At 36.7% G+C, this 23,144-nt stretch carries 18 protein-coding genes, 1 tRNA gene and 5 pseudogenes; 13 read left to right on the top strand and 11 right to left on the bottom strand.

Features of this window, described 5'->3' with window-relative positions; all coding sequences use genetic code 11:
• A pseudogene (locus MCY_RS08475) lies at positions 1 to 856 on the top strand (tyrosine-type recombinase/integrase); the annotation flags it as partial.
• A gap of 91 nt (positions 857 to 947) precedes the next feature.
• Here MCY_RS08475 and MCY_RS10140 read toward each other — a convergent pair.
• From MCY_RS10140 to MCY_RS08455, 5 genes and pseudogenes are all read right to left on the bottom strand, one after another.
• Positions 948 to 1,302, bottom strand: a pseudogene (locus MCY_RS10140) (phosphogluconate dehydratase); the annotation flags it as partial.
• 41 nt (positions 1,303 to 1,343) lie between these two features.
• Positions 1,344 to 2,093 carry a 6-phosphogluconolactonase gene (gene pgl, locus MCY_RS08470; RefSeq protein ID WP_007347954.1) on the bottom strand — a complete coding sequence of 250 codons (750 nt, stop codon included), beginning with the start codon at positions 2,091 to 2,093 and terminating at the stop codon, positions 1,344 to 1,346.
• A gap of 10 nt (positions 2,094 to 2,103) precedes the next feature.
• Positions 2,104 to 3,576, bottom strand: coding sequence for a glucose-6-phosphate dehydrogenase (zwf, locus tag MCY_RS08465; protein ID WP_007347953.1), 1,473 nt, complete (start codon positions 3,574 to 3,576; stop codon positions 2,104 to 2,106).
• Between the two features lie 120 nt (positions 3,577 to 3,696).
• On the bottom strand, positions 3,697 to 4,986 hold the full coding sequence (locus tag MCY_RS08460) for an NAD(P)/FAD-dependent oxidoreductase (protein ID WP_007347952.1): 1,290 nt from the start codon (positions 4,984 to 4,986) through the stop codon (positions 3,697 to 3,699).
• 5 nt (positions 4,987 to 4,991) lie between these two features.
• On the bottom strand, positions 4,992 to 6,419 hold the full coding sequence (locus tag MCY_RS08455) for a glutamine synthetase family protein (protein WP_007347951.1): 1,428 nt from the start codon (positions 6,417 to 6,419) through the stop codon (positions 4,992 to 4,994).
• 1,360 nt (positions 6,420 to 7,779) lie between these two features.
• Here MCY_RS08455 and rsmI point away from each other — a divergent pair.
• From rsmI to MCY_RS08435, 4 genes are all read left to right on the top strand, one after another.
• Positions 7,780 to 8,667, top strand: a complete 888-nt coding sequence (rsmI, locus tag MCY_RS08450; protein ID WP_007347950.1) for a 16S rRNA (cytidine(1402)-2'-O)-methyltransferase — start codon at positions 7,780 to 7,782, stop codon at positions 8,665 to 8,667.
• Positions 8,668 to 8,690: 23 nt separating this feature from the next.
• Positions 8,691 to 9,059 carry a YraN family protein gene (locus MCY_RS08445; RefSeq protein WP_193352216.1) on the top strand — a complete coding sequence of 123 codons (369 nt, stop codon included), beginning with the start codon at positions 8,691 to 8,693 and terminating at the stop codon, positions 9,057 to 9,059.
• A 103-nt stretch (positions 9,060 to 9,162) separates the two neighbouring features.
• A complete protein-coding gene (locus MCY_RS08440; RefSeq protein ID WP_007347948.1) occupies positions 9,163 to 9,408 on the top strand; it encodes a hypothetical protein in 246 nt (81 codons plus the stop codon).
• A gap of 55 nt (positions 9,409 to 9,463) precedes the next feature.
• A complete protein-coding gene (locus MCY_RS08435) occupies positions 9,464 to 10,255 on the top strand; it encodes a pyrroline-5-carboxylate reductase (RefSeq protein ID WP_007347947.1) in 792 nt (263 codons plus the stop codon).
• Between the two features lie 1,091 nt (positions 10,256 to 11,346).
• Here the strand turns inward: MCY_RS08435 and MCY_RS08430 are convergent.
• Entirely contained in the window at positions 11,347 to 12,411 is a 1,065-nt protein-coding gene (locus tag MCY_RS08430; RefSeq protein WP_007347946.1) for an Mrp/NBP35 family ATP-binding protein, read from the bottom strand.
• Positions 12,412 to 12,986: 575 nt separating this feature from the next.
• Between MCY_RS08430 and rpmH the strand changes: the two genes are divergently transcribed.
• The 8 genes from rpmH (at position 12,987) to MCY_RS08390 (ending at position 19,797) form a co-directional block, all read left to right on the top strand.
• Positions 12,987 to 13,121 (top strand): 50S ribosomal protein L34, encoded by a 135-nt coding sequence (rpmH, locus tag MCY_RS08425; protein ID WP_019224174.1) that lies wholly within the window; start codon positions 12,987 to 12,989, stop codon positions 13,119 to 13,121.
• A 118-nt stretch (positions 13,122 to 13,239) separates the two neighbouring features.
• Positions 13,240 to 13,632, top strand: coding sequence for a ribonuclease P protein component (rnpA, locus tag MCY_RS08420; protein ID WP_007347945.1), 393 nt, complete (start codon positions 13,240 to 13,242; stop codon positions 13,630 to 13,632).
• A complete protein-coding gene (yidC, locus tag MCY_RS08415; RefSeq protein WP_007347944.1) occupies positions 13,622 to 15,451 on the top strand; it encodes a membrane protein insertase YidC in 1,830 nt (609 codons plus the stop codon). The genes rnpA and yidC overlap by 11 nt, the downstream gene beginning before the upstream one ends.
• Positions 15,448 to 16,092, top strand: a complete 645-nt coding sequence (gene yihA, locus MCY_RS08410) for a ribosome biogenesis GTP-binding protein YihA/YsxC (protein WP_007347943.1) — start codon at positions 15,448 to 15,450, stop codon at positions 16,090 to 16,092. Before yidC ends, yihA begins: the two co-directional genes overlap by 4 nt.
• Before the next feature lie 140 nt (positions 16,093 to 16,232).
• Positions 16,233 to 16,925 (top strand): glutathione S-transferase family protein, encoded by a 693-nt coding sequence (locus MCY_RS08405; protein ID WP_007347942.1) that lies wholly within the window; start codon positions 16,233 to 16,235, stop codon positions 16,923 to 16,925.
• Between the two features lie 1,211 nt (positions 16,926 to 18,136).
• Positions 18,137 to 18,949 (top strand): 4-hydroxy-tetrahydrodipicolinate reductase, encoded by an 813-nt coding sequence (gene dapB, locus MCY_RS08400; RefSeq protein ID WP_007347941.1) that lies wholly within the window; start codon positions 18,137 to 18,139, stop codon positions 18,947 to 18,949.
• A gap of 28 nt (positions 18,950 to 18,977) precedes the next feature.
• A complete protein-coding gene (locus MCY_RS08395) occupies positions 18,978 to 19,598 on the top strand; it encodes a 2,3-bisphosphoglycerate-dependent phosphoglycerate mutase (protein WP_007347940.1) in 621 nt (206 codons plus the stop codon).
• A 114-nt stretch (positions 19,599 to 19,712) separates the two neighbouring features.
• Positions 19,713 to 19,797, top strand: a tRNA-Leu gene (locus tag MCY_RS08390).
• 160 nt (positions 19,798 to 19,957) lie between these two features.
• On the opposite strand, the gene MCY_RS08385 is transcribed toward MCY_RS08390, so the two are convergent.
• From MCY_RS08385 to MCY_RS10130, 5 genes and pseudogenes are all read right to left on the bottom strand, one after another.
• Positions 19,958 to 20,185, bottom strand: a complete 228-nt coding sequence (locus MCY_RS08385) for a hypothetical protein (RefSeq protein ID WP_007347939.1) — start codon at positions 20,183 to 20,185, stop codon at positions 19,958 to 19,960.
• Positions 20,186 to 20,301: 116 nt separating this feature from the next.
• On the bottom strand, positions 20,302 to 20,529 hold the full coding sequence (locus MCY_RS08375) for a hypothetical protein (protein WP_007347899.1): 228 nt from the start codon (positions 20,527 to 20,529) through the stop codon (positions 20,302 to 20,304).
• A pseudogene (locus tag MCY_RS09710) lies at positions 20,526 to 21,098 on the bottom strand (lysozyme); the annotation flags it as partial. The gene MCY_RS08375 and the pseudogene MCY_RS09710, both read right to left, overlap by 4 nt.
• Positions 21,096 to 22,223 (bottom strand): annotated as a pseudogene (locus tag MCY_RS09250) (restriction endonuclease); the annotation flags it as partial. The pseudogenes MCY_RS09250 and MCY_RS09710, both read right to left, overlap by 3 nt.
• 627 nt (positions 22,224 to 22,850) lie before the next feature.
• A pseudogene (locus tag MCY_RS10130) lies at positions 22,851 to 23,144 on the bottom strand (YfjI family protein); the annotation flags it as partial.

Raw genomic sequence — 23,144 nt, 5'->3', positions numbered from 1 at the left:
CAAAACCTAAAACCGGCAAACTGATTGAAGGGTCATTTGCATGGCTGCTTAAACAATATTTAAATAGTGTCAATTGGTATAGCCTAGCTAAAGATACAAAAAAACAAAGAGAACTCATTCTTATGAAGGTATGTGATACTATAGGAAATATTCCATACCGAGCAATTGAAAAAAAACATATTATAGCCGGTGTTGAACGACGTAAAGAAATGCCAGCAGCAGCTCAAAATTTTCTGAAAGCGCTTAATGGGTTGTTTAATTGGGCAATTGAACAAGGTCTTTTAGAAAGTAATCCAGCTTTAGGCGTTAAAAAACCCCCTCTCAAAAACAAAGATGGGTTACCCATTTGGATAGAAGCAGACATAGAAAAATATTATCAACATTGGTCTTTAGGAACTCATGAACGCGTTTGGATTGATGTTCTTTTGTATACGGGCTTACGCCGTGGTGATGCCGTTCGCATTGGTTGGAAAGACGTAAAAGACAATATCATTCATCTCAAAACAGAGAAAAGCAAATATCAAACAGATGTTTTTCTTCTAATTCTGCCTGAACTAGCAGAAACTCTTAAAATTGGTTCTATTTATCTGTAATAAAAAACGAAAAGCACTTTCCAAAGAAAACTTCGGAGCTCTATTCTAATAAAGCGTGTATCCAAGTAGGCATAAAAAAATCAGCGCATGGATTAAGAAAATTAGCAGCCACCCTTGCTGCTAACTCAGAGGCAACAGTATCACAACTCAAAGCAATTTTTGGCTGGACAGATGATACCACGGCGTCTCTGTATACAAAAAGCACAGACCGTAAAAGGCTAGCTCTTGAAGCCATAAAAAAGCTACAAAAAAATGAGGGATAGAGCCAAAAAATGTAATAGAATTAAAATTCATTCACTCCCTTATATTCGATATATTTTTTTGATTTTATTTATTTTTATCGCCCACTACGTAAACACCATCACACATCACAGGCTTCCCCCTGCAACCCGGACGGCACCACCAGCCATACGAGCCGCCCGCGCCTCTTTAATTAAGCGAGGAAACTTTTCAAAAGGTTGACGAGCTGAAAGTATATCGTTATATATCGTGATAATGCTAATATTCTCAACGATATTTTCCTTAAAACGTTCTTTATATATTGCACTGCAAGCAGCAAAACCATAAGCCTTATTAGCACATCCCCAAAAACTCTGCTTGGTGCGATGAGATTGTGCTTTTGCAATGCGATTTAAATAAATTTCTCTGTTGATCGAGAGCGTTCATAAAACCTTCGTATAACCGTAGCAATTGTTTTGGAAAGTGCCATATTTACTCCCCTTTATTCATTAGAGAGATTGCGGTTTTTATTCACCTTGTCGTTGCATATTCCAATTCATTTATTTCATCTCCTGCAGGCGACCAATAAACTTGCACGAGATGAGTGGAATGACGCAAAATTGCTCGAACAGGCATTTCTATTTCAGATCCATCTTGACAAGCCTCTTCAAAACAATCGCGTTTCTGAAAACCCTCGAAATGAAGAATAATGCAACGAGATTGCATAATAACTGGCAAAGTTAGTGAGAGTCTTGGCTCAACAGCACTCTTGGCATGAAGAGGTAAAACAAGTGCTTGTGTTTGAAGATCAAGTGCTTGCTTTAAACGATCAGCATCAGGAAAAAAGGAAGCCGTATGTCCATCATCTCCCATCCCTAAAACAACAACATCAAAAGGTTTAGGTAAAGTATTAATACGACTCGCCGCTGAAAAAGCAGCAAGCTCAGCAGTAATTGCTTTATGATAAAGTCCTACAAAATGCGCTTTTGCGGCAAAATTCTGTAACAAATGACACCGCACCATATTCTCATTTGAACGTTCATCGTGCGCAGGAACAAAACGTTCATCGACTAAAGTGATAATGATTTTCTGCCAATCAATATCCGCTTTTGACAAATAATGAAAAAACAATTTTGGCGTTTTCCCACCAGACACCGCTAAAACTGCTCTATTGCGCTCAAGAACGGACACACTAAGCTCTGCTGCTACTCGATCTGCTAATGCCAAAGCTAAAGTCGTAGGCGTTTCAAAATATAAACGATCAACATTTATTCTATACATACTTATTGCTCTAAACTAAATTGTTCCATATACGCCCATCACGTTCCATAAGAGCCATCGAAGCAGAAGGCCCCCATGAACCAGCTTTATAACCATGAACAGGCTGTTTTATCGCTTCCCATCCCTCAATGATTGGATCAATCCAACGCCAAGCAGCCTCAACTTCATCACGACGCATAAACAATGTTTGATCTCCACGAATAACATCCATCAATAAACGTTCATAAGCATCAGGATTACGTTCAGAAAATGTGGAAGCAAAACTCATATCTAATGGAATATGACGGAACCGCATACCACCATAACTTGGATCCTTAATCATCAACCATTGTTTTACACCTTCATCAGGCTGGAGACGAATAACAAGCTGATTAGGAAAAATTTCATCTAAATTTACATCAAAAATATTATGAGGAATAGGTTTAAAAACGACAACAATTTCAGACATTCGCGTAAACATACGCTTACCTGTTCGTAAATAAAAAGGCGTATTGGCCCAGCGCCAGTTATCAATTTTAACCTTAAGCGCAACAAATGTTTCACTCTCACTTACTCTTCCCAAATCATCAAAATAAGACTCTACAGATATATCATTTGATAGACCTGCAAGATACTGTCCACGTACGGTATGCTGTTCCACATTATGCACATCAAGAGGTGTTAAAGAATGCAAAACTTTAAGTTTTTCATTACGCACAGCATTAGCATTGTTGATAAATGGTATTTCCATTGCAACCAAACAAAGCAATTGCAGCATATGGTTTTGAACCATATCGCGTAGAGCACCAGTATTCTCATAATATTCTGTACGCCCCTCTAACCCTAAAGATTCAGCAACTGTTATTTGAACATGATCAATATAGTTGGAGTTCCATAGCGGTTCATAAAGTGTATTAACAAATCGCAATGCCATTAAATTTTGAACCGTTTCCTTCCCAAGATAATGATCAATGCGAAAGATCTGCTCTTCACTAAAAACGCTTGCAAATGCATCATTAAGCGAAATGGCTGTTTTTACATCATAACCAATTGGTTTTTCAATAATAATCCGTGTTTTTGGCGTTACCAAATCGTTGTTCCCCAACTTCATTGCAATATCAGCAAAAAGTGATGAGCCAACGGCCAAATAAAAAGCTCGAATATCAGCTGAATTTTGTGACAGAAGTAGAGCTAAATCCTCCCATCCTCGGTTAGAGGAAACGTCAACAGAAACATAGCTTAAACGTGCAAGAAAACGATTAAGTTCAGTTAGATTGAAATCTTTTGGATGGATATGTTTTTCTAAAGAAGCGCGGACAAAATTTTGATATTCTTCATGACTTAAGGAAGTGCGTGAAGCCCCAATAATACGTGTTGGTTCACTGAATTGTCCAACACACTGACAGTGATACAAGGCCGGCAAAAGTTTGCGTGACACCAAATCACCATTGCCACCAAAAACAATACAATCAAAGGAAGAAACTGGAATAATTTTACGCACCATGAATTTGTTTATTTTTTCATTCGATTATAAAATTTCACGTCACTTATAAAAGCTTCTCTCATTAAAGCAGACAGATACTAATTAAGCCATTAATTTTCTTCATTTCAAGCAATATTCTCATTAAAAACGATCCATTAAAGAAAACCAATGCATCGCTAAAAATACCAGTGGATAACGCAAAACCCTTCCCCCCGGAAAAGATGAAATTTTTAAATCCTGAAAACAGGCAAAACGTTCATGATTTCCAGTCAACCATTCTGCGTATAATTTTCCCATAAAAGGAGCAAGCATAACGCCATGTCCTGAATAACCTCCACAATAAGTCATCCTTGAGAAAAGTTGGCGAACATAGGGCATACGCTCAATCGTGATGGCTACCGTTGCTCCCCAACAATAACTGAGATTGAAAGATTGTAATTGAGGATAAATTTCAGCAATTTGTTGTTTTATACGCTCATCTAAATTTACAGGATGCTTATTATCGTAACTTTCTACACCACCAAATAATAGACGATTATCAATGCTTTTGCGAAAATAGCGAACCATAAAGCGAGAATCATCGACCGATTCCCCTCCTATGAGAATTGAACTATGTTTTGGTAATGGTTCCGTTGCTCCAATATAAGAGCGAATAGAAACAATGTTTTTCTCAACAAAACGCTGAAGTCCAAGTTTATATCCATTTGTCGCAAGTAAAACATGCTCTGCTATGATACTGCCTTTTTCTGTTATCACTTGCCAATGAGCCCCCTTACGCCTCACAGTCGTTACTTGTGTCTTCTCATAAAGCTTAGCCCCAGCATCTTTAGCTTTTTTTGCCAACCCAACAATCAATTTTAAGGGATTTATATGGCCGGTATCCGCATCATAAATACCACCACAATAAAAAGTTGATCCAAGTCGCTTAGATGTTTCAGCTCTATCCATAAAAGTAAGCGCGTAATAGCCATAACGCTGCATCACCTCAATATGCCGCTGATAAAAGAAAAGCTCACGCCTTTTATGAGTTACAGAAAGCTGCCCTGCCATAAAATCACACTGACAATTAGGCATCACGCATAAAGATAAAATATCTCTTTTAGCTTCTTCGGCCAAATCAAACAACACTTTGCTGCGCTCAAAACCATATTTTTTCTCTAACGTTTCAACCCATTGCCTTTGCCCCGTTCCCAATTGCCCACCATTGCGTCCTGAAGCACCGTCACCAAAACGTGATGCTTCAAATAAAACAACATCCACTCCAGCCTTAGCTAAATGATAAGAAGCTGAAAGTCCCGTAAAACCACCGCCAATAATGACCACATCACACTGTCTGTGTTCATCAAAAGGTGGATAAGAAGGACGTTCTTTTAAAGTATCTTCATACCAAGACATCCCTGGAGAAATTAAATTATAATCAATCGTTGTCATAAAATTTAAACATTCAGAAGGAGATATTCACGTTCCCACGGACTAATTACTTCCATAAAAGTTTCAAACTCTTGTCGTTTGATTGCAGCATACGTACTGACAAACACATCTCCTAAAATAGCATGTATTGCTGTATCTTGCTCAAACAAATTGACTGCCTCAATGAGTCCACGTGGCAATTCAATATTATCAGCGTTTACATTATTTGTTGTTGGCTCATCCGGCTCAATTTTTTGCTGCAAACCAATAAGACCACACGCTAAAGAAGCTGCAAGGGCTAAATAAGGATTGGCATCTGATGAAGGAAGCCTATTTTCAACACGCCGCGCTTGAGGAGCAGAACGAGGAACACGAAAAGCCGTCGTACGATTGTCATATCCCCATCGCAAATTAACAGGTGCCGAATTATCAGGCACAAGACGTCGATAAGAATTCACATAAGGTGCAAGCATCACAAGAACCCCGGGCATATGCTTTTGCAACCCACCAATAAAATGGCGAAAACAGACACTTTCTTCACCATTCTCCTGTGTAAAAATATTCATCCCTGTTTTTTTATCAACAACCGATTGGTGAATATGCATCGCAGAACCCGGCTGCCCCTGAATAGGCTTTGCCATAAAAGTTGCATACATATTATGTTTTAATGCTGCTTCACGAATTGTTCGTTTAAACATAAAAACTTGATCGGCTAATTCAATCGGATCACCATGACGTAAATTGATTTCAAACTGACCTGCTCCTTCTTCATGAATAAGCGTATCAATTTCCAATCCTTGTGCCTCTGAAAAATGATAAATATCATCAATCAAATCATCAAATTCATTCACACCAGCAATTGAATAGCCTTGTCCTCCACCAATTGAACGCCCAGAACGACCAACCGGTGGAACTAACTGATAATCAGGATCGGAATTTTTTTGTACCAGATAAAATTCAATTTCTGGGGAAACAACTGGTTTTAAACCCATTTTTGTGTAAAAATGAACCACCGTTCGTAAAACATTGCGTGGTGTGTAATCTACAACCTGCCCATTTTGATAAACGAGATCACAAATCACCTGTGCTGTAGGAGCATCTTCCCATGGCACAATACTTAACGTAGAAAGATCAGGCTCAAGACGTAAATCACCATCTGCTTTAGGATATTCAAAACCATGACCATCTTTAGGATAATCCCCTGAAATTGTGGCCATAAAAACTGCTGAAGGCAATGCCAACGATGTTTCCGATGTAAATTTTTTAGAAAGCATCATCTTACCCCGTGGGACTCCTGCTTGATCAGGTGTAATACATTCAATATCCTCTACCTTACGGAAAGAAAGCCATTGTGAAACTTGTTCCCAATTGTTAACACCACGTAAATTTTTAAGAAAACGAGAGACAGGTTTAGTATTCTTACTTTTCATTTGTTTACTATTTTTCACAGCCATAACATACCAACTTTAAAAACAATTAAGTCTTATTCCCTTATTGTATCAGTCCCTGCATGAACGACACGAAAAAAAATTATCAACTAATATTTCTAAAGAATGCCAGAATGTTTATCAAGATAAAAGAACTTTATTTTCAAAAAGCTATCCTAGCCACCATAGTGAAAAAATTTGGTGCTGTATACGTTACACTACAGCAAAGACTCTAAATTATTATAAAGTTCTTAAAAGATTCTGATAGTGCTTTGGCTTATCATCCAGTACTTTGTACATATTTCCTTCTCTTATAAGCCACTTTGTAGTTCCTATTACTCCAGAAAAAGCATCTATCATTGAGAAAACTTTTGAAGCTATAACATGACCACAAAGACAGCATAGATATATGTCTAAATAGCCTAACCAATCAAAGCTGTGTAATAGAATTTTTTAAATACACTGATAACTTAATAGCTTCTGATCAGCTCATCAGCATACGAGTGCTCAAAATGGTCTCGCCTTTTGGCAAAAACTAAATGAGCTTATCCAACAATATGCTACAGATAAACATGTTATGATTTTATACGAAAGCGAATTATACTTCGATATACACTGACCATAAACGCATTTATCTTCTATCAATTCAGCTCTGCACAAGCAGAGGATAATCAAACCTCATAGCCTTATGATGAAGCATGAAAAGCTATAGAATCACACTATAAGAGACTAAACAATCTTAACAAAGTACATTCAATATCTATTGAAAAATTAATCATTGATGCGCGGAAAGAGAATATGAAGATGATGCAAAAGCTTTATAAAAAATGTAAGCTAAAGCTATTGGTATAGATTCTTATCACACGATAAAACTCACCCCCTGTTGAAAAAATAAGAATAAGCTCTAAGATTAGTATCTTTTTTGTAATAGAAATGTAGATATTTAACGGTTTGTCTCATAAAAAGGATCTGTTTACGTTTGCTCAGAAAAACAATCAAAATCAATGAAGCATTTAAAATATAAGCGTTATGAAAATAATCCAGAAGTTTTAGCCTCTTAAATGATCGTACTCATGCATAAAATCTAGGCATAAATAAAATTGTTTTTTTGCTTCTCGAAGGAAAAACTTTATAGAAAATTACAGAACTGATAGGATATTGGTCATATTGGAAATTTGTTTTACTGAGAAAAGATAACGCTGATCAAAATAGATGATAATGTTCATGAATATGAAAGTAAGTCATTTTATTGTGGTGTAATCGATTATTCAGGTAAACTAAACCTTTGTAACGATATAAAATGCACTGGTAAAAAAATAAGCTAAAATAACTTACAAGTATGGATAAAAATCTTATGGTGAAGAGAATTTGATGAAGAAAAAATGGCATGTGTGAAAAAACATATTTTATAGGTGCGCATGCTTATTCTGCACCCATTATACAATCAGGGCTTTATCTTGTGGCAACACCGATCGGGAATCTTGCTGATATTACTCTTCGTGCTTTGCAAGTGCTTGCAGGAATTGATATTTTAGCCTGTGAAGATACGCGGATAACGCGTGTTTTGTTGGAACGTTACGGTATTCAGAAAAAACCTTTTCTCTATCATGAATATAATGCGCCAAAAGCAGGTCCAAAGCTCCTAGCAGCTTTAGCGGAAAACAAAACTGTAGCGCTTATTTCAGATGCCGGAACACCACTTATTTCTGATCCTGGATTTCGGTTGGTAGAAGAAGCCCGTAAAGCTGGGCATAAAATTGTTCCGATTCCTGGAGCATCAGCTCTTTTAGCTGCTCTTATACCGACAGGGCTTCCTACTGATAGCTTTTTCTTTACAGGTTTTTTGAGTGCACGCAAGGCACAACGTCAAAAACGATTGGAACAATTAAAAGAGATTCCAGCAACTTTGATTTTTTATGAATCACCACATCGTCTTGTTGAAACTTTACAGGATATGGTCTCTGTTTTTTCGGCTGATCGACCTGCCGCAATCTGTCGTGAATTAACAAAAAAATTTGAAACAGTGGATGTTTCCAATTTAGGGAAATTGTTGGAAAGTTACAGAAAACAGACACATATTCGTGGAGAAATTGTTATTCTTGTTGGAGAATCATCTTCTTCTTTAAATATGATGAGTGATCAAGAAATTGATGAAATGTTATTAGAACTCTCACATACACATTCTGCCTCTCAAGCAGCAGCTTTGGTTGCAAAAAAGAGCGGTTTTAAAAAGCAGAAACTTTTTCAGCGGTTAAATTTTTTAAAAAATACATGAGATATAAAATAATGTGTAAGGCTATACAAAAAAAACGTAGACAAAAGTCTTTTTATCGAGGAGTTCGTGCAGAAAAATTGGCAGCATGGTGGTTACGTTGCAAAGGATTTCATATTGCTGAAATGCGTTTTAAAACAAAATGTGGTGAAATTGATTTAATTGCACGACGTGGAAATCTAGTTCTAATGGTTGAAGTAAAAGCACGCTCAACATTAGCTGAAGCAATAGAAGCGGTTTCCCGAATGAATGAAAAACGAATTGAAGCAGCCGCCGATATCTGGCTAGTACGGCAAAAAGATTATGCCCTTTTGTCTACACGCTTTGATTTGATTGCAATTTTACCTTGGCGTTGGCCACAACATATACCCGCATTTTTTACATCTGATAAATGAGAGAAAGCAACCGTTTTTAACCTATTCAATAAAAAACATTTCGTTTTTATATGCATATACGTTAAAAAGTGTGTAACAATTTAAACACTATAAGGAGCAAAATATGGATGACTATGAAAAATTTGCAACAGGTTTACTTATTGTTTTTGGAGCGCTAATTATTGGTGGTTTAATGGCAATACATATTATACTTATGAATAAACCTGGTTTTTTATTTGCATTAGCAGCAGCTATTGTTGGTTGGTTTTCTGCTTTTGCCGTTCTGTTTGAAAAACCAAAAATCTATTTGGGCTTAATTATTCTTGCTATGTTATGTGTTGCTTCCTCAATTAGCCTTTATGTTAGTTAAAATATATGAAATGTTGATTGAGATTTCTTTTAAAATATGGAACTGAGAAATAAAAATGAAACTTGGCTTTTTGGGAACAGGAAAAATCAGTGCCTCAATGGTGAATGGCTTAATGGCAAGCCACTTTGACATTTCTTCCATTATTGTTTCACCACGCAATGCTCAAATAGCAAAAAATCTTTCACGCACTTATGATAAGGTTATTATTGCTGGAAATAACCAAGCGTTGCTAGATGACAGTGATTGTGTTTTTCTTTGCTTGCCCAACCAAATTGCAAAAGGTGTTTTACGCTCTCTTCATTTTCGTCCAGAACAGCTGGTTATTTCTGTCCTTGCTATGGCAAAAGCAGCAGAAGTGGAAGAATGGATCGACCATAAAGTTTATCGTGCTGTTCCGTTACCTTTTGTTGCAGAGTGCAAAAATTTGACACCAATTTATCCCGACCATCCCTTTTTACGCATTCTATTTGATGCATTGGGGGGAACATTTGTGCTGGATAAGGAAGAGCAGTTTAATCTTTTTATGACTGCTGGTTCACTTATGGGAGTCTATTTTAATTTTATAGAAACAGCCCATCAATGGTTTATCACACAGGGGTTAAAAAAACAGCAATCAGCAGAGTTTCTGACCATCATGTTTGCAAATCTTACAGATGAAATGCGTAAAATTATCGCAACGGATCATTCTGCATCCCTCGATTTTGCACTCCTTGAAAAAGAATTTTCAACAAAGGGGGGAACAAATGAATTTTTGTCAAATTATTTTTCTCACAAAGGAGGAAGAAGTGCTTTAACCTCAGCTCTTGAAGCTACTTTGCAAAAAATGAATGCTTCTCAAAAAACTTGACCCACTTTTTTATTATCACACAACATTTGTTATCATCGCAATATTAAAGAAAATTATTGGTAGTTTTATTTAGCTTGTTATAAACATAGATTGATAACATTGTCTGCTATAGATATTTCAAGAGTAAGATAAAAGAATTTTGCCCATCTCTTTAAATGAATAGGGATCAATCTTCCGATTGATCTTCAAGATATTTTTGTAACAAAAAATTGCTTACATGAAAGTAATTCATCTTTTGTTCTTTGAATAAGAATACTGAATATATGAAATTTTTTCCCATTTCACTCTTTTTTATTGTGAAATAAAAAACTTTTATTTATATATCAAAAAATAAAATAGCTTATAGATAAAGTCATTTAAGAAAAAAATCAATGTATGTTCTTATGAACCAACTGTAGCGAACCTAAGCATAAATTTTTAGATAAAAATATAAGTTTTACGAGAAAAAACACTATGAAATGAGCAGTAAAAAGACGATTAATTGAAGAGAGATCAAGTTTTTATCATATATTTTGCAAATAATCATAAGATCTCTATGTCTTTGACTCTACTTATCCTGATAAAACAATTGATATATTTCTTATTTATTCTATGCCCCTTTTACAAGAATTAAATCCGAAAGAACTCTATAAATATATTTGAGTTAGAAATTATAAAAGAGCAACATAATAGAATAAAACATAATTTCAGATAGATTTTATCATAAAAAAACATCCAAAGTTATTAAAAAATCCATTATCTTTTCAACAGTGATTTTATTTTCATAGTCTCCATTTTTCAAATCCATCTTGTGTGCGATAAAAAATCATCACCCGCTATTATTCAAATACCTGTTTTACCAACATACTTTATTTTTTCCCCTTCTAAACAAACTTTACAATGTAGCATCAATGTTAATATTTTTTCCTCCTCACTGCCCCAATACTCCGATTTGTTCTCCCTTCAAATTACTCAAGTACATACCTTATCTGTTGTTTAACCTATATACTCCACTCAAACTCTAAGCTTCCACCTTCTCTTTACAAAAAAGCAACTATTTTTATGTTTTTCATGATTGTGTTTTAGCAAACTCTCTTAAAACAAACACACATTTAAAAGAGTTTATTTTTTATTTGCTCAACAATTATACGATACAGTTTAGCATGTTCTTCACTAGGCTTAGCAGCAAAAATAGGAATCCCCTCATCTGAAGAAAATCGTAAAGCTGCATCAAGCGGTATTTCTGCTAAGAAAGGAACATCTCGACGTTCTGCTTCTGCCCGTGCCCCACCATAACCAAAAATATCGTAGCGTTTTCCTGTATCAGGAGCAATAAAATAACTCATATTCTCAATCAGTCCTAAAATAGGAACATTGACTTTCATGAACATTTCTATCGCTTTACGCGCATCAACTAAAGCAAGATCCTGAGGCGTAGAAACAACCAACGCACCTGTTAATTGTACCTGTTGCGCAAGCGTTAATTGTGCATCCCCTGTTCCCGGCGGCATATCAACGACTAAAACGTCCAAAGGCCCCCATACAACATCTCGTAACAATTGCGTTACAGCGGCCATCACCATAGGCCCACGCCATACCACCGGCTTTTCTTCCTCAACCAAAAATCCCATCGACATCAATTTAAGGCCAAATTTTTCAAGAGGTTGAATCTTTTTTCCTCCAAGCAGCTGTGGTTTTTGATTAATAAGTCCTGTCAACCGTGGCAAAGATGGACCATAGATATCAGCATCCATCACCCCCGTTTTGAAACCAGAATCTTGTAAAGCTAAGGCAATATTTATTGCCATTGTAGATTTTCCAACCCCTCCTTTTCCAGAAGCAACAGCAATCACATGCCGCACACCTTCTATGGGCATTTTTACAGGTAAGAGATTTACTCTCCGTCTAGATGCAGATACCTTTGCTGTTTTTTCTGCCGTCAGTGTGATAAAAACAGATTCCACTCCTTCCAAATCACCCACCAACTTTTCAGCAGAACGGCGCAATGTTTCCCATTCTTGCACACGCCCATCAGGAACTGTAATGGAAAAGAAAACCTTGCCATTAGCAATCAATATTTCTGAAAGAAGTCCCAACGATACAATATCGCTTTCGAGATCTGGTCCTTTGATTTCACGTAACACGTTTCGGACAGCCTCACTTGTAATCGAATCCACGTTCTTTCCTCTCTATAAAAATACCAGCAAATGCAAACATAAGAACGAAAAATACTTACAGTTTTATCACTTGATAATTTTCTACTTTAACTCAGAGTTATAAGGTATTACTTATATCTTCTCTCTTTAAAAAATACGAAACCATCCTTAAATTGAGACTCAAACACGAACTCTGCTATAAAATCCTATCCGTCATGTTTGTGCTACAAACACTTTCATGAATATTTTGATAAGAATTTAAAAAAAACCAAAACTGAAAACACCTTTTAAATATTAGGGTGTACTTCAAATTAAGCATACAACAATCAGTCGCACTTTACTTTAATTCTTTTAACATCTTGGTCATTTATTTTCTGTACACCCCACTATTATTTCGTGATACTTTAAAATCTTACAAAAAGTTATAAGGTATTTTGTATTTTTTCAAGAGAGAGAAAAACAATCTAAGATTGACTTTTTTTATATTTTTCCTTATGGATTAACAGCCATGTGATAGGATAGAATTGTTCATCTAGCGCATAACTGCTCGTAGAACTCAGATTAAGAAGGGCCGCACTCCCGCGGTATTTAAATAAATGAAACGTACTTACCAACCCTCTAAATTTGTCCGTAAACGTCGTCATGGGTTTCGTGCACGCATGGCAACAACCGGAGGACGTAAAGTTATTGCTGCAAGACGTGCTCGTGGACGTAAGCGACTTTCTGCTTAACCGTTTCAATTTTTGCAACCGTTGATATTGCTCAGTACTTTTTCGTTGCAAAGCTTTTATTATGAAAACCTCTAATGCCTGCAAATAGGTATCTAATGAAATTGCGAATTATTCTTTTATGAAGAAACAACATCTCTACCGCATTCGCAAAAGAACAGATTTTTTGGCTGCCCGTACAGGAGAAAAACGACGTGGGCCTTTATTTTTACTTGAAGTTAAGTCTCGTGAACAAACAGCAAAAAAAAAATCTTCTCTTCTTGTTGCGCGTGTAGGATTCACCGTCACTCGTAAAAACGGTAATGCTGTTAAACGTAATCGTATAAAAAGGCGTTTGCGTGAAGCTGTGAGGGTTGGTGTAAACCACATGGAAGCTGGAACAGACTATGTCATTGTAGCATATCGTGATGTGTTACATGCACCTTTTAAATCTTTGATTAGTGAATTAAATCGGCGAATAAAGCCAAAAGTAAAACATCAGCAACAACGACAAGGTAGTACGAATGGAATATGATCGCAATTTCTTCATCGCTATTGGCTTATCTTTCGTAGTGTTTATTGCATGGCAATTTCTTCATGTCGCTCCCAAACAAACAAAGCAGCACGTTATCACACAACAATTGTCAAAAAAACAATCAGGGCCTTCTGCTGACAATACAAATCTTTCTGACGATATCTCAACACACGAAGCAACCTCGATCATCGATCAGCCAATGACTCCTGAAATTCGAAAAGCTGTATTAGCCAAAACAAAACGTATTGCGATCAACACCAATGAACTTGAAGGTTCTATTAATCTTGTTGGTGCGCAATTTGATGATCTTCATCTCAAAAAATATCGTTTAACAGTTGATAAAAAATCACCAGAAATCGATTTACTGAATCCTAAAGGTTTCACAACAACTTACTTTGCTGAATTTGGTTTTAAAAGTGCCTCTTTGCCAGCAAAAGCCTTGCCACAATTTGATACACAATGGCAAATAGAAGGAAATAATACAATCCTGACCCCTTCAACACCTGTGACTTTAATTTACAATAATGGACAGGGACAGATTTTCCGTCGTACCCTTTCTATTGATGACCATTACATGTTCACCATTGAAGATTCTATCAGCAATGAAAGCAGTCAACCAATATATATATCATCCTATGCACGTGTTGCGCGTGCAGCGCCACCAGCAGATACAAATGCAGCCTATGTGCTTCATGAGGGTATGATAGGGATTGCAGGAGATTCGCTCAAAACTGAAAAATATAAAACTCTAGCAGAACTTGATCCAAATCCTAAGGATGGGAAAAAGAGCATAATTTTCTCCAAAGTAACAGGAGGTTGGATTGGTATTACCGATAAATATTGGGCTGTAGCGGTTATTCCCCCACAAGATAAAGAATATACAAGCCGTTTTATTTATTTTGATCATTTGCAAACGCATTATCAATCTGACTTGCTAGGATCGCTTTTAACAATTGCTCCAAATGAAACAAAAACTGTTACAAATCGTCTTTTTGCTGGTGCAAAACAAGTTGAAATCATTAATCATTATCAAAACGACCTAAAAATCAAAAAGTTTGCTCTTTTAATCGATTGGGGCTGGTTTGATTTCATCACAAAACCAATGTTTTCCCTCATCGACATTCTCCATAAGCAAACAGGAAATTTTGGTATCGCTATTCTTCTCGTTACCGTACTCTTAAAAACACTTCTTTTCCCTCTAGCCAACAAGTCTTATAAATCTATGGCCCGCATGAAGCTTATACAACCGCGTTTGCTAGAAATAAAAGAAAAATATCCCGATGACCGCACCAAACAGCAACAAGCAATCATAGAACTGTATAGAACCGAAAAAATTAATCCCCTGGCAGGTTGCTGGCCAATGTTGGTTCAATTTCCAATATTTTTTGCTCTTTATAAAGTTCTCTATATCACCATCGAAATGCGCCATGCACCTTTCTTCGGCTGGATTCAAGATTTAGCAGCACCCGATCCAACTTCTCTTTTTAACTTGTTTGGTCTCTTGCCATATACAACGCCGGCATTTCTTATGATTGGTGCATGGCCTTTGATTATGGGAATAACGATGTTTTTACAAATGCGTATGAATCCTGCTCCTCAAGATCCAACCCAAGCGATAATCTTCACATGGATGCCTGTCATCTTTACCTTTATGCTCGCCTCTTTCCCTGTTGGTCTTGTCATCTATTGGGCATGGAACAATATATTATCAATAGTTCAGCAGGGTATCATGATGAAACGCCAAGGAGTAAAAATTGAGCTTTTTGATAATCTAAAAGCCATGTGGAGAAGATCACCTAAAAAAGAAGTACGTGAATGATCAGAAATTCTTTTCTTTCTGGAGTTTTTTCTCGCAAGTGGGTTTTTATTCGTGGTGTACCAGCAATACACTTTCTTCCCCCTGAAGGACCACCGGAAATTGCATTTGCAGGACGTTCTAATGTTGGGAAATCATCTTTAATTAACGCACTCGTCCAACAAAAAAGCTTAGCTCGGACCTCAAATACACCAGGACGAACTCAAGAGCTTAATTATTTTGTACCCGATGGCTTCAGTGGGCAACTAGGAGACCTTCCACCTCTCGCATTAGTGGATATGCCTGGTTATGGTTTTGCTGCTGCTCCTAAAAATCTGGTTGAGATGTGGACAAATTTGATTTTTAGCTATTTACGGGGGCGAACAACGCTAAAACGTGTGTATATCTTGATTGATTCACGACATGGAATTAAAAACAATGATGAAGATGTTCTTTCTCTCCTTGATAAAGCTGCTGTTTCTTATCAAATTGTTTTAACAAAAAGCGATAAAATAAACTCAGATGCCTTAGAAAAATTAATTACAATCACACAAACAAAGATTTTCAAACGTCCAGCAGCTTACCCTGAACTTCTTGTAACCTCTTCAGAAAAAGCTCTCGGTTTAAAAGAATTACGTGCTGCCATTTTGAAAACCATAGCATAAGAGAACGTATTCCTATTATTAACAATTTATTAATCATAATGACTAGCAGCAGTTAATGATCTTGTACTAATAGTCAGGCAGCTTTATAAAAAAACTATTACTTGAAAAGATTTCATCAACTCTATCTGATAGTGTAAATTATGTTGACACTTTTTCACTCTCCTCTATCTACTGGTTCACGCTTCATACGTCTTATTCTTGGGGAATATGGTGTAACTATTCAATTGATTGAAGAATATGAATGGGCTAGAAGACACGAATTTCTTGCTCTAAATCCTGCTGGTCATGTTCCTGTTTTTCTCGATGAACACGAAATTCCATTATCAGGCCCTTTTGTTATATGCGAATATTTAGATGAAACATATGGAAGTTTACGACAAGAAAATAAGCTTTTTCCCGAAAATCCTTTAGATCGTGCGGAAGTACGCCGTCTCAATGACTGGTTTTTAAATAAATTTGAAAACGAAGCCACGCGCCATATTGTACGAGAACGAATCCATAAACGTGAAATGCCACTCTCCATTGGCGGTGGTGCTCCCAATTCACAAATTTTACGCAATGCGCGCGCCAACATTTTACCACATATGAACTATCTTAATTGGCTCTGCGCCTCTCGCGATAGCCTAGTTGGTTCTTCTTTGTCCTATGCAGACCTCGCAGCCGCAGCCTCTATTTCTGTACTTGACTTTTTAGGAGAAATCGACTGGGAACAATCTCCTGCGGCCAAAGATTGGTATATGCGGATCAAATCACGACCTTCTTTTCGTTCTCTTTTAACAGATCGCGTTCGCGGAGTTGTTGCAAGTGCTCACTATACTGATCTGGATTTCTAATCTCCTCTTATAAATAAAAATACATGCGTATAAACAATAATGCATTGATTGATAATAATATTGAAAAAATAAGATTCTACTATAATATCTCTTTATTTTAAGATATTTTTATAATGTGTTAAAAATCACTTTCTCACCATATCGCCCAAAAGACTAGTACAGGGATAAAAAGTATTTAAGAAAATACTAATATTCTTAATTCTAAAAGGCAAGAACTATAGCATTCTTAGAAAAAACCACAAATAACATAACATTCCCTACGCATGCTATTTTGCATTCTCTCCGAATATGAATATGAAAAAGCACATTGCATAAGATACATACTATTTTCTTTATAAGAAAAAAAACTCTATCATGCATTTTTACAAAATAACAATTTTTTCAACTCACTTCCCTATAAAGATAAAGAATCCAACCAGCTTCCGTGTTTAAATACTCTAACTTCTTGTTGATCTCCTGTTTCTGTTCTCCTTTATGTAATCTTATTTATAGATAGTATATTGATTTATAATGATAAATAATAGATTTTTAACTTAAAGCATAAATACTTTTCTCTCCTGACTCTCCTCACATTTGAATCAATCATAGCCTTTTTCTTGTGCGTTACAAATGGAATTAATATAAAGAATAAAAATACCTATAAATCGTTTCAAATACCAAGAACTGTTGTAGGATTGAAGACTTGCAAAACATATGCTGATGTTTTGCTCTCTTATGAAGCATAAAAATAGTGATGCAGAATAGATTTTATATTATTCATGAAGGCTCACACCTGAGACCATTCATAAGCACTATCATGAAATGAATTGAGAAAACATCCAGGCGTTATTTCTTTAAGACAAGCGCATAAATTGACAACATAAGTGTTTTGTTTCGGGAATTTACTTGCATGATAGGTGCACCCCCATTAAAAATGAGAGAAATAAAAGCTTCAAGCAATGTGTAATCTCCCTTAGGCTTCACAAACAAGCTTTATTTAAGAATATTCATCACACGCTTTAACAAAAAATATCTCTATGTACATTTGAAATATCTTATATCACTAACCCTAAACGAGATAGTGTTTTTACAGAACAATAAAATAAATTAAAGCAGGAAAGTTTTTTTTCTATAAAGAGAACAGTTTTTGTCCTTTCAAGAAAAAGAACCGTTGGAAAAAAGGTAAGAATTTGCCTATACTGCGAGCAGTAAAGTATCATAAGGAGATAAAAATGCGTCTTACAGTTGTTGGTGCAAATGGAAGGATGGGGCGTGAACTCATTACAGCAATCCAGCATAAGAAAGATATAGAACTTTGTGCTGTTCTTGTACGCAAAGGCTCCCCTTTTGTAGAAAAAGATGTCAGTGTATTAATTGGTTCAGATTCTCTAGGGATTTGCATTACTGATGATCCTCAAAAAGCCTTTTCTAATACAGAAGGTATTTTAGATTTTTCACAACCACAAGCCAGTATTCTTTATGCTCACTATGCTGCTCAAAAAAATCTTGTCCATATTATTGGCACCACGGGATTTAGCAAAACAGAAGAAGAAGAAATTGCAAATTTTGCAAAATATACAACAATTGTTAAATCCGGAAATATGAGTCTTGGAATAAATCTTTTAGCCAATCTTGTAAAGAAAGCCGCTAAAACGTTAGAAGCCAATGATTTTGACATCGAAATTTATGAAATGCATCACGCTAACAAAGTTGATGCCCCTTCTGGAACAGCCCTTCTTCTTGGGCAAGCAGCAGCTGAAGGTCGCAATGTTATGTTTAAAAATGTGCGTATCAACGAACGCAATGGCCAGACAGGAAAACGCGAAAAAGGCACTATTGGCTTTTCCTGTTCACGTGGTGGAACAATTGTTGGTGAACACAGTGTCATTTTTGCTGGTCCCAATGAGCGCATTGTTCTTTCACATACAGCACAAGAACGCTCTATCTTTGCTAATGGCGCATTAAAAGCAGCTTTGTGGGCCCAAAATCAGGAAAATGGTCTTTATTCAATGCTCGATGTTTTGGGATTAAATGATGAATTTTAAACAATCAATATAATAGAGGAAACTCATAATGGGACGCATTCTTGTATTAATCCGTCATGGACAAAGCGAATGGAATCTTAAAAATCTTTTTACAGGTTGGAAAAATCCCGGTTTAACAGAAAAAGGTCATGCAGAAGCGATAGCCGCAGGAAAAAAACTGAAAGAATCTGGTTTGAAATTCGATATCGTTTATACTTCTGCTTTACAGCGTGCTCAAAAAACGGCTCAGCACATTTTAGAACAAATGGGTCAATCGGATTTAGAAGTGATAAAGACCTCTGCATTAAATGAACGTAATTATGGTGATCTCTCTGGTTTAAATAAAGATGAAGTGCGCCAACAATGGGGAAAAGAACAAGTGCAGATGTGGCGTCGCTCCTATACGGCCGCCCCTCCTAATGGAGAAAGCCTACGCGATACCGGTGCTCGCATTTGGCCTTATTATCTTTACCATATCCAACCTCATATTTTGCGCTCTCAAACTGTTTTAATCGCAGCACATGGAAATTCTCTTCGTGCTCTTATTATGGCGCTTGAAGGTCTAACCAGCGAGGAAATTATATCTCAAGAATTAGCGACCGGTATTCCTATTATTTACACATTTAATCCCGATTCAACAATTTCATCAAAAAAAATCATCACACCTTGAACCTTCAAAACTATGGTGCACTTCAAAAATACAATTCAATCGTTTTAAACTGAAAAAATAAATTCTATAATTTTATTGACAGAATTGCTTCACAAGCTTAGATAAATTTTATGAGCCCAGATGGCGGAATTGGTAGACGCGCAGGTTTCAGGTACTTGTGCCGCAAGGCGTGGAGGTTCGAGTCCTCTTCCGGGCACCATTCAATTTTGTACCAATAGTAACTTAGTGATTTTATATGTCTTTTTTAAGGTACGGGGTGTGTGGATAAAAGTTCGGGAATAGGATTTTGCAATATGTCTATTAATGATTGCGAATCAGAAGTTCTTTTCGGAGTGGTTCTTAAGAAGATTCTGTGAGTTCTAACTCTTGGTTAGCCACTTTTTGAGATGTGAGAAAATATTATCTAGCGCGTCCATAAGGCGAGCAAAATCCATCACTAACATAAAAACAATGAAAGCTATCCACTTTATAATACGCGACATCATCTTCAAGCCTTGATAGGTTTCTATCATCTCATGAAGTAACTGTCGTTCGGTTTCCGATAGATCTTGCTCCTCCTTACTTCTTCTACTCATTTTGCCAACCACATAAGCGTGCTCCCTGTTGGTTATGTTTCAAAATATCTCTTGCTAAATGTGAGCTGATGACATCAACATCTTGAGTATCCAAGTAAATCGGCAACCAACCTTCACAAGTAACACTCCTACTTGCCCCGCAGCCAACGAGTAAGGGAAGAACGAACACCACTATCACTTTTTTGATTAACTTCATTTTCAACCTCAAAACGCGTCGTTGCTATCTTTAAAGAAGTCTCTATTTGCTTTTGACGTTCTGATCTCTGACCAAGACGAAAAGCTTTAGCTAAAGCCATTAAAAAAACGGCTAAAGCCGTGAACATCAGAGTTAAATTTCTTTTGAACCAAAAAATCACAACCGCTGCTCCCGAAACCGTTTTGCTACAAAGAAAAGGCCAACACAGGCAGCTAAAACCATAAGGGTTGCTAAAGCCCATTGGATCGGGCCATTGCCCACCAAAAAACCTCCAAACCCTGAACAAGATCCTATAATCGGCGCTAAAGCTTCAACCTTAAAAACACCTCTTGCCTCCTTCGTTTCCACTCTTTGATAGTTGGAAGAAACATAAGACCCCTTGGCCCACAAACCTGCTTCAGCTGCTCGACGGTTGGCTAAACCAGCAAGAATCCTCCCTCCTACCTTATTCCATTTCTGTAATTCGACGGGTACAGCTTCATAATCCCCTTGATTAAGCTTCTTCAACAAACTCGACTTGCAAAAAGCTTTCGTGCCTACATTATAACAAAAAGAAACCAAGGCCGCGAATTGGCAATCCGTTAAGGAAACCTTCACAGATTCCGAAACAGCTTGCTCAAATTGCTTTAAATCCTTACAAAGAATTTCTTCTGCTTGCTTGTGCGTAATACGCATGCCTTTTTTGACAAAGGGGTGACCAGCATGGCTCGTATGACCATACCCTATCGTCATATAGAGACGTTTTTTACCGCAAATAAGACTGTTATCGTGAACCTTGATAAAATCAGATTCACTGTCCTCTGTTCCTAATGAAGCCCCCGTTGTTCTATGCGCCTCATCACAAATAATCAAATCAAAGGCTGCTAAACCATGATCCTTTTGCGCATCAACAATGACTTGTATTGATTGATAGGTCGCAAAAATAACACTCATCGCATGGGGAGAAGAGCTTCCCACTTTCTCAATAAGTTTAAAGGCATCAGTTGTAGCAGGAAGTGCTAAATCAGATGCCGATATTTCTCCATCATCCTCTTGGTTTTTACGACGCTTGCCGATTTGCTTATCCGAACACACCGCAAAGCAACGCAAGGGCACTTGTGCATCGGCGGTCCATTCACGAATGCTTTGTGACATCAAGGCAAGAGAAGGGACCAAAAACAAAACATGCTTGCCAGTTCCTGCTATGGTTTCTGCTATCTTCAAACTGGTGAAAGTCTTACCCGTTCCACATGCCATAATCAGCTTGCCACGATCTGCTTCTTTTAAACCCTCACAAACCGCTTTGAGCGCTTCTTTCTGATGATCTAAAAGCTTTTTCTTCGTTTGCTCGTAAAGAACAATGTTGCCTGTCTTATCAAAGAGACCCCAATCAATAGGACTACTGTCCATATCAAACAGATTAATCCGATAAACCGGAACCGCTTGTCCTTCAATCATGGTATTGGCATTTTCGCTTAAGTCTTTTTCGGTGCTATCAATGAGAAGACGGTATTTAAATCTCTTTTTCCCAGAAATAGCGATAAAGCTTTCAATATCATCTTGGGTAATCTGATGATTGGCTTCATAAAATTGACAGCGAATAGCAACGTAATCGTCTTGATCACGAATTTTAGCTACCAAATCAATATCGGTGTCTGTATCGCTTCCTTTCCACCCCTTTTCATCTGCAATCTCTCTATAAGTTTGAACCTTTTCGTATTCTTGGCATTGAAGCGGGTCTTGCGTCAAATAGGCAATGACAAACTTTTCAAACGCGGCTTGCTTTTCTTGCTCTGATATCGCTTGTTGACGATAGGATTGTAAGAGAGAGCGTAAAGAGACGTGTTTATGATCAGAATAAAGAGGGTGAGACATATTACAACAGGGCTCCGTTTTGGTATGAGGGGGTAATTCTTATCAAAAGAATCAAAACGAAGCTTATTAAATCCATTTTGAACGAATTGAGAAAAAATGCAGAAAAATGCGAAAAAACGGATAAATTTTTTCAAAAGGGATCTTAAAAGGCTGTTTATCCACAGCCTATGATACAGTGTAAGATCAGCAAAATAGTAAAATTTGCTATTCGTTTCATGGGTTAATCAAGATAAATGTACTATGGGCTTTAAAATATCAGAATGAGTATTTTGATAGGTTTTATAAGGCATAAAATAATCGCTTTTGTCAGTTCAATTTACTGACAGATAACTGACAGGTTTTAATCAATTCACATCATTAGTTATCTTTAAAGATTGTATTTTTGATATGGGTTATGTTTTAAAGAAATTAACCTATTGAAATATAATGTTTTTAATTTTTACTCATTAAAAAAAAATAATAGAGGGTCTAAAAGGAACTGACAACACTGACAGCACTGATAGCCCTGGACAAAACTCTTCCTATAAGATCACTCAGATTATTTTTTTTAGAGAAAAGTTCTTTGATGAGAATGCCATTAAAAAGAGTGTTGCCTATGTGAGTAGAAAGTTTTTAAAAGAGGTTTCTTTATTGTTTTATGCTGTTGTTTTTGATTAAGGGATGCCATTCATAATAGGCATTAGGGTGTCCACTTGTCTGCTGTGTTATAAACTTTTTTCGAAGGTGATTTGAATGGCATAAAAGCTCTAAAGCTTGCGTGACAGCTTCCTTATCTTTTAAAGAACGCCAACATCGTCTATAGATATCTCTTGCTGTAAAAACATCGGGTAAATGATCACAACGCTCGACAATTAATTTTGCACTTTCTACTGTTAATGTATCATGGGCCGCATAAAGACGTTTTGCATGACTTAACAGATA

This window comes from Bartonella rattimassiliensis 15908, from assembly GCF_000278215.1.
Taxonomy (GTDB): Bacteria; Pseudomonadota; Alphaproteobacteria; order Rhizobiales; family Rhizobiaceae; genus Bartonella; species Bartonella rattimassiliensis.
This window is presented reverse-complemented; position numbering and strand designations above follow the sequence as displayed.

What these genes read in the sequence shown, in the direction of transcription:
- pgl (WP_007347954.1), bottom strand. Translation starts at nt 2,093, where the DNA reads ATGTATAGAATAAATGTTGATCGTTTATATTTTGAAACGCCTACGACT.
- zwf (WP_007347953.1), bottom strand. Translation starts at nt 3,576, where the DNA reads ATGGTGCGTAAAATTATTCCAGTTTCTTCCTTTGATTGTATTGTTTTT.
- MCY_RS08460 (WP_007347952.1), bottom strand. Translation starts at nt 4,986, where the DNA reads ATGACAACGATTGATTATAATTTAATTTCTCCAGGGATGTCTTGGTAT.
- MCY_RS08455 (WP_007347951.1), bottom strand. Translation starts at nt 6,419, where the DNA reads ATGGCTGTGAAAAATAGTAAACAAATGAAAAGTAAGAATACTAAACCT.
- rsmI (WP_007347950.1), top strand. Translation starts at nt 7,780, where the DNA reads ATGTGTGAAAAAACATATTTTATAGGTGCGCATGCTTATTCTGCACCC.
- MCY_RS08440 (WP_007347948.1), top strand. Translation starts at nt 9,163, where the DNA reads ATGGATGACTATGAAAAATTTGCAACAGGTTTACTTATTGTTTTTGGA.
- MCY_RS08435 (WP_007347947.1), top strand. Translation starts at nt 9,464, where the DNA reads ATGAAACTTGGCTTTTTGGGAACAGGAAAAATCAGTGCCTCAATGGTG.
- rpmH (WP_019224174.1), top strand. Translation starts at nt 12,987, where the DNA reads ATGAAACGTACTTACCAACCCTCTAAATTTGTCCGTAAACGTCGTCAT.
- rnpA (WP_007347945.1), top strand. Translation starts at nt 13,240, where the DNA reads ATGAAGAAACAACATCTCTACCGCATTCGCAAAAGAACAGATTTTTTG.
- yidC (WP_007347944.1), top strand. Translation starts at nt 13,622, where the DNA reads ATGGAATATGATCGCAATTTCTTCATCGCTATTGGCTTATCTTTCGTA.
- yihA (WP_007347943.1), top strand. Translation starts at nt 15,448, where the DNA reads ATGATCAGAAATTCTTTTCTTTCTGGAGTTTTTTCTCGCAAGTGGGTT.
- MCY_RS08405 (WP_007347942.1), top strand. Translation starts at nt 16,233, where the DNA reads ATGTTGACACTTTTTCACTCTCCTCTATCTACTGGTTCACGCTTCATA.
- dapB (WP_007347941.1), top strand. Translation starts at nt 18,137, where the DNA reads ATGCGTCTTACAGTTGTTGGTGCAAATGGAAGGATGGGGCGTGAACTC.
- MCY_RS08395 (WP_007347940.1), top strand. Translation starts at nt 18,978, where the DNA reads ATGGGACGCATTCTTGTATTAATCCGTCATGGACAAAGCGAATGGAAT.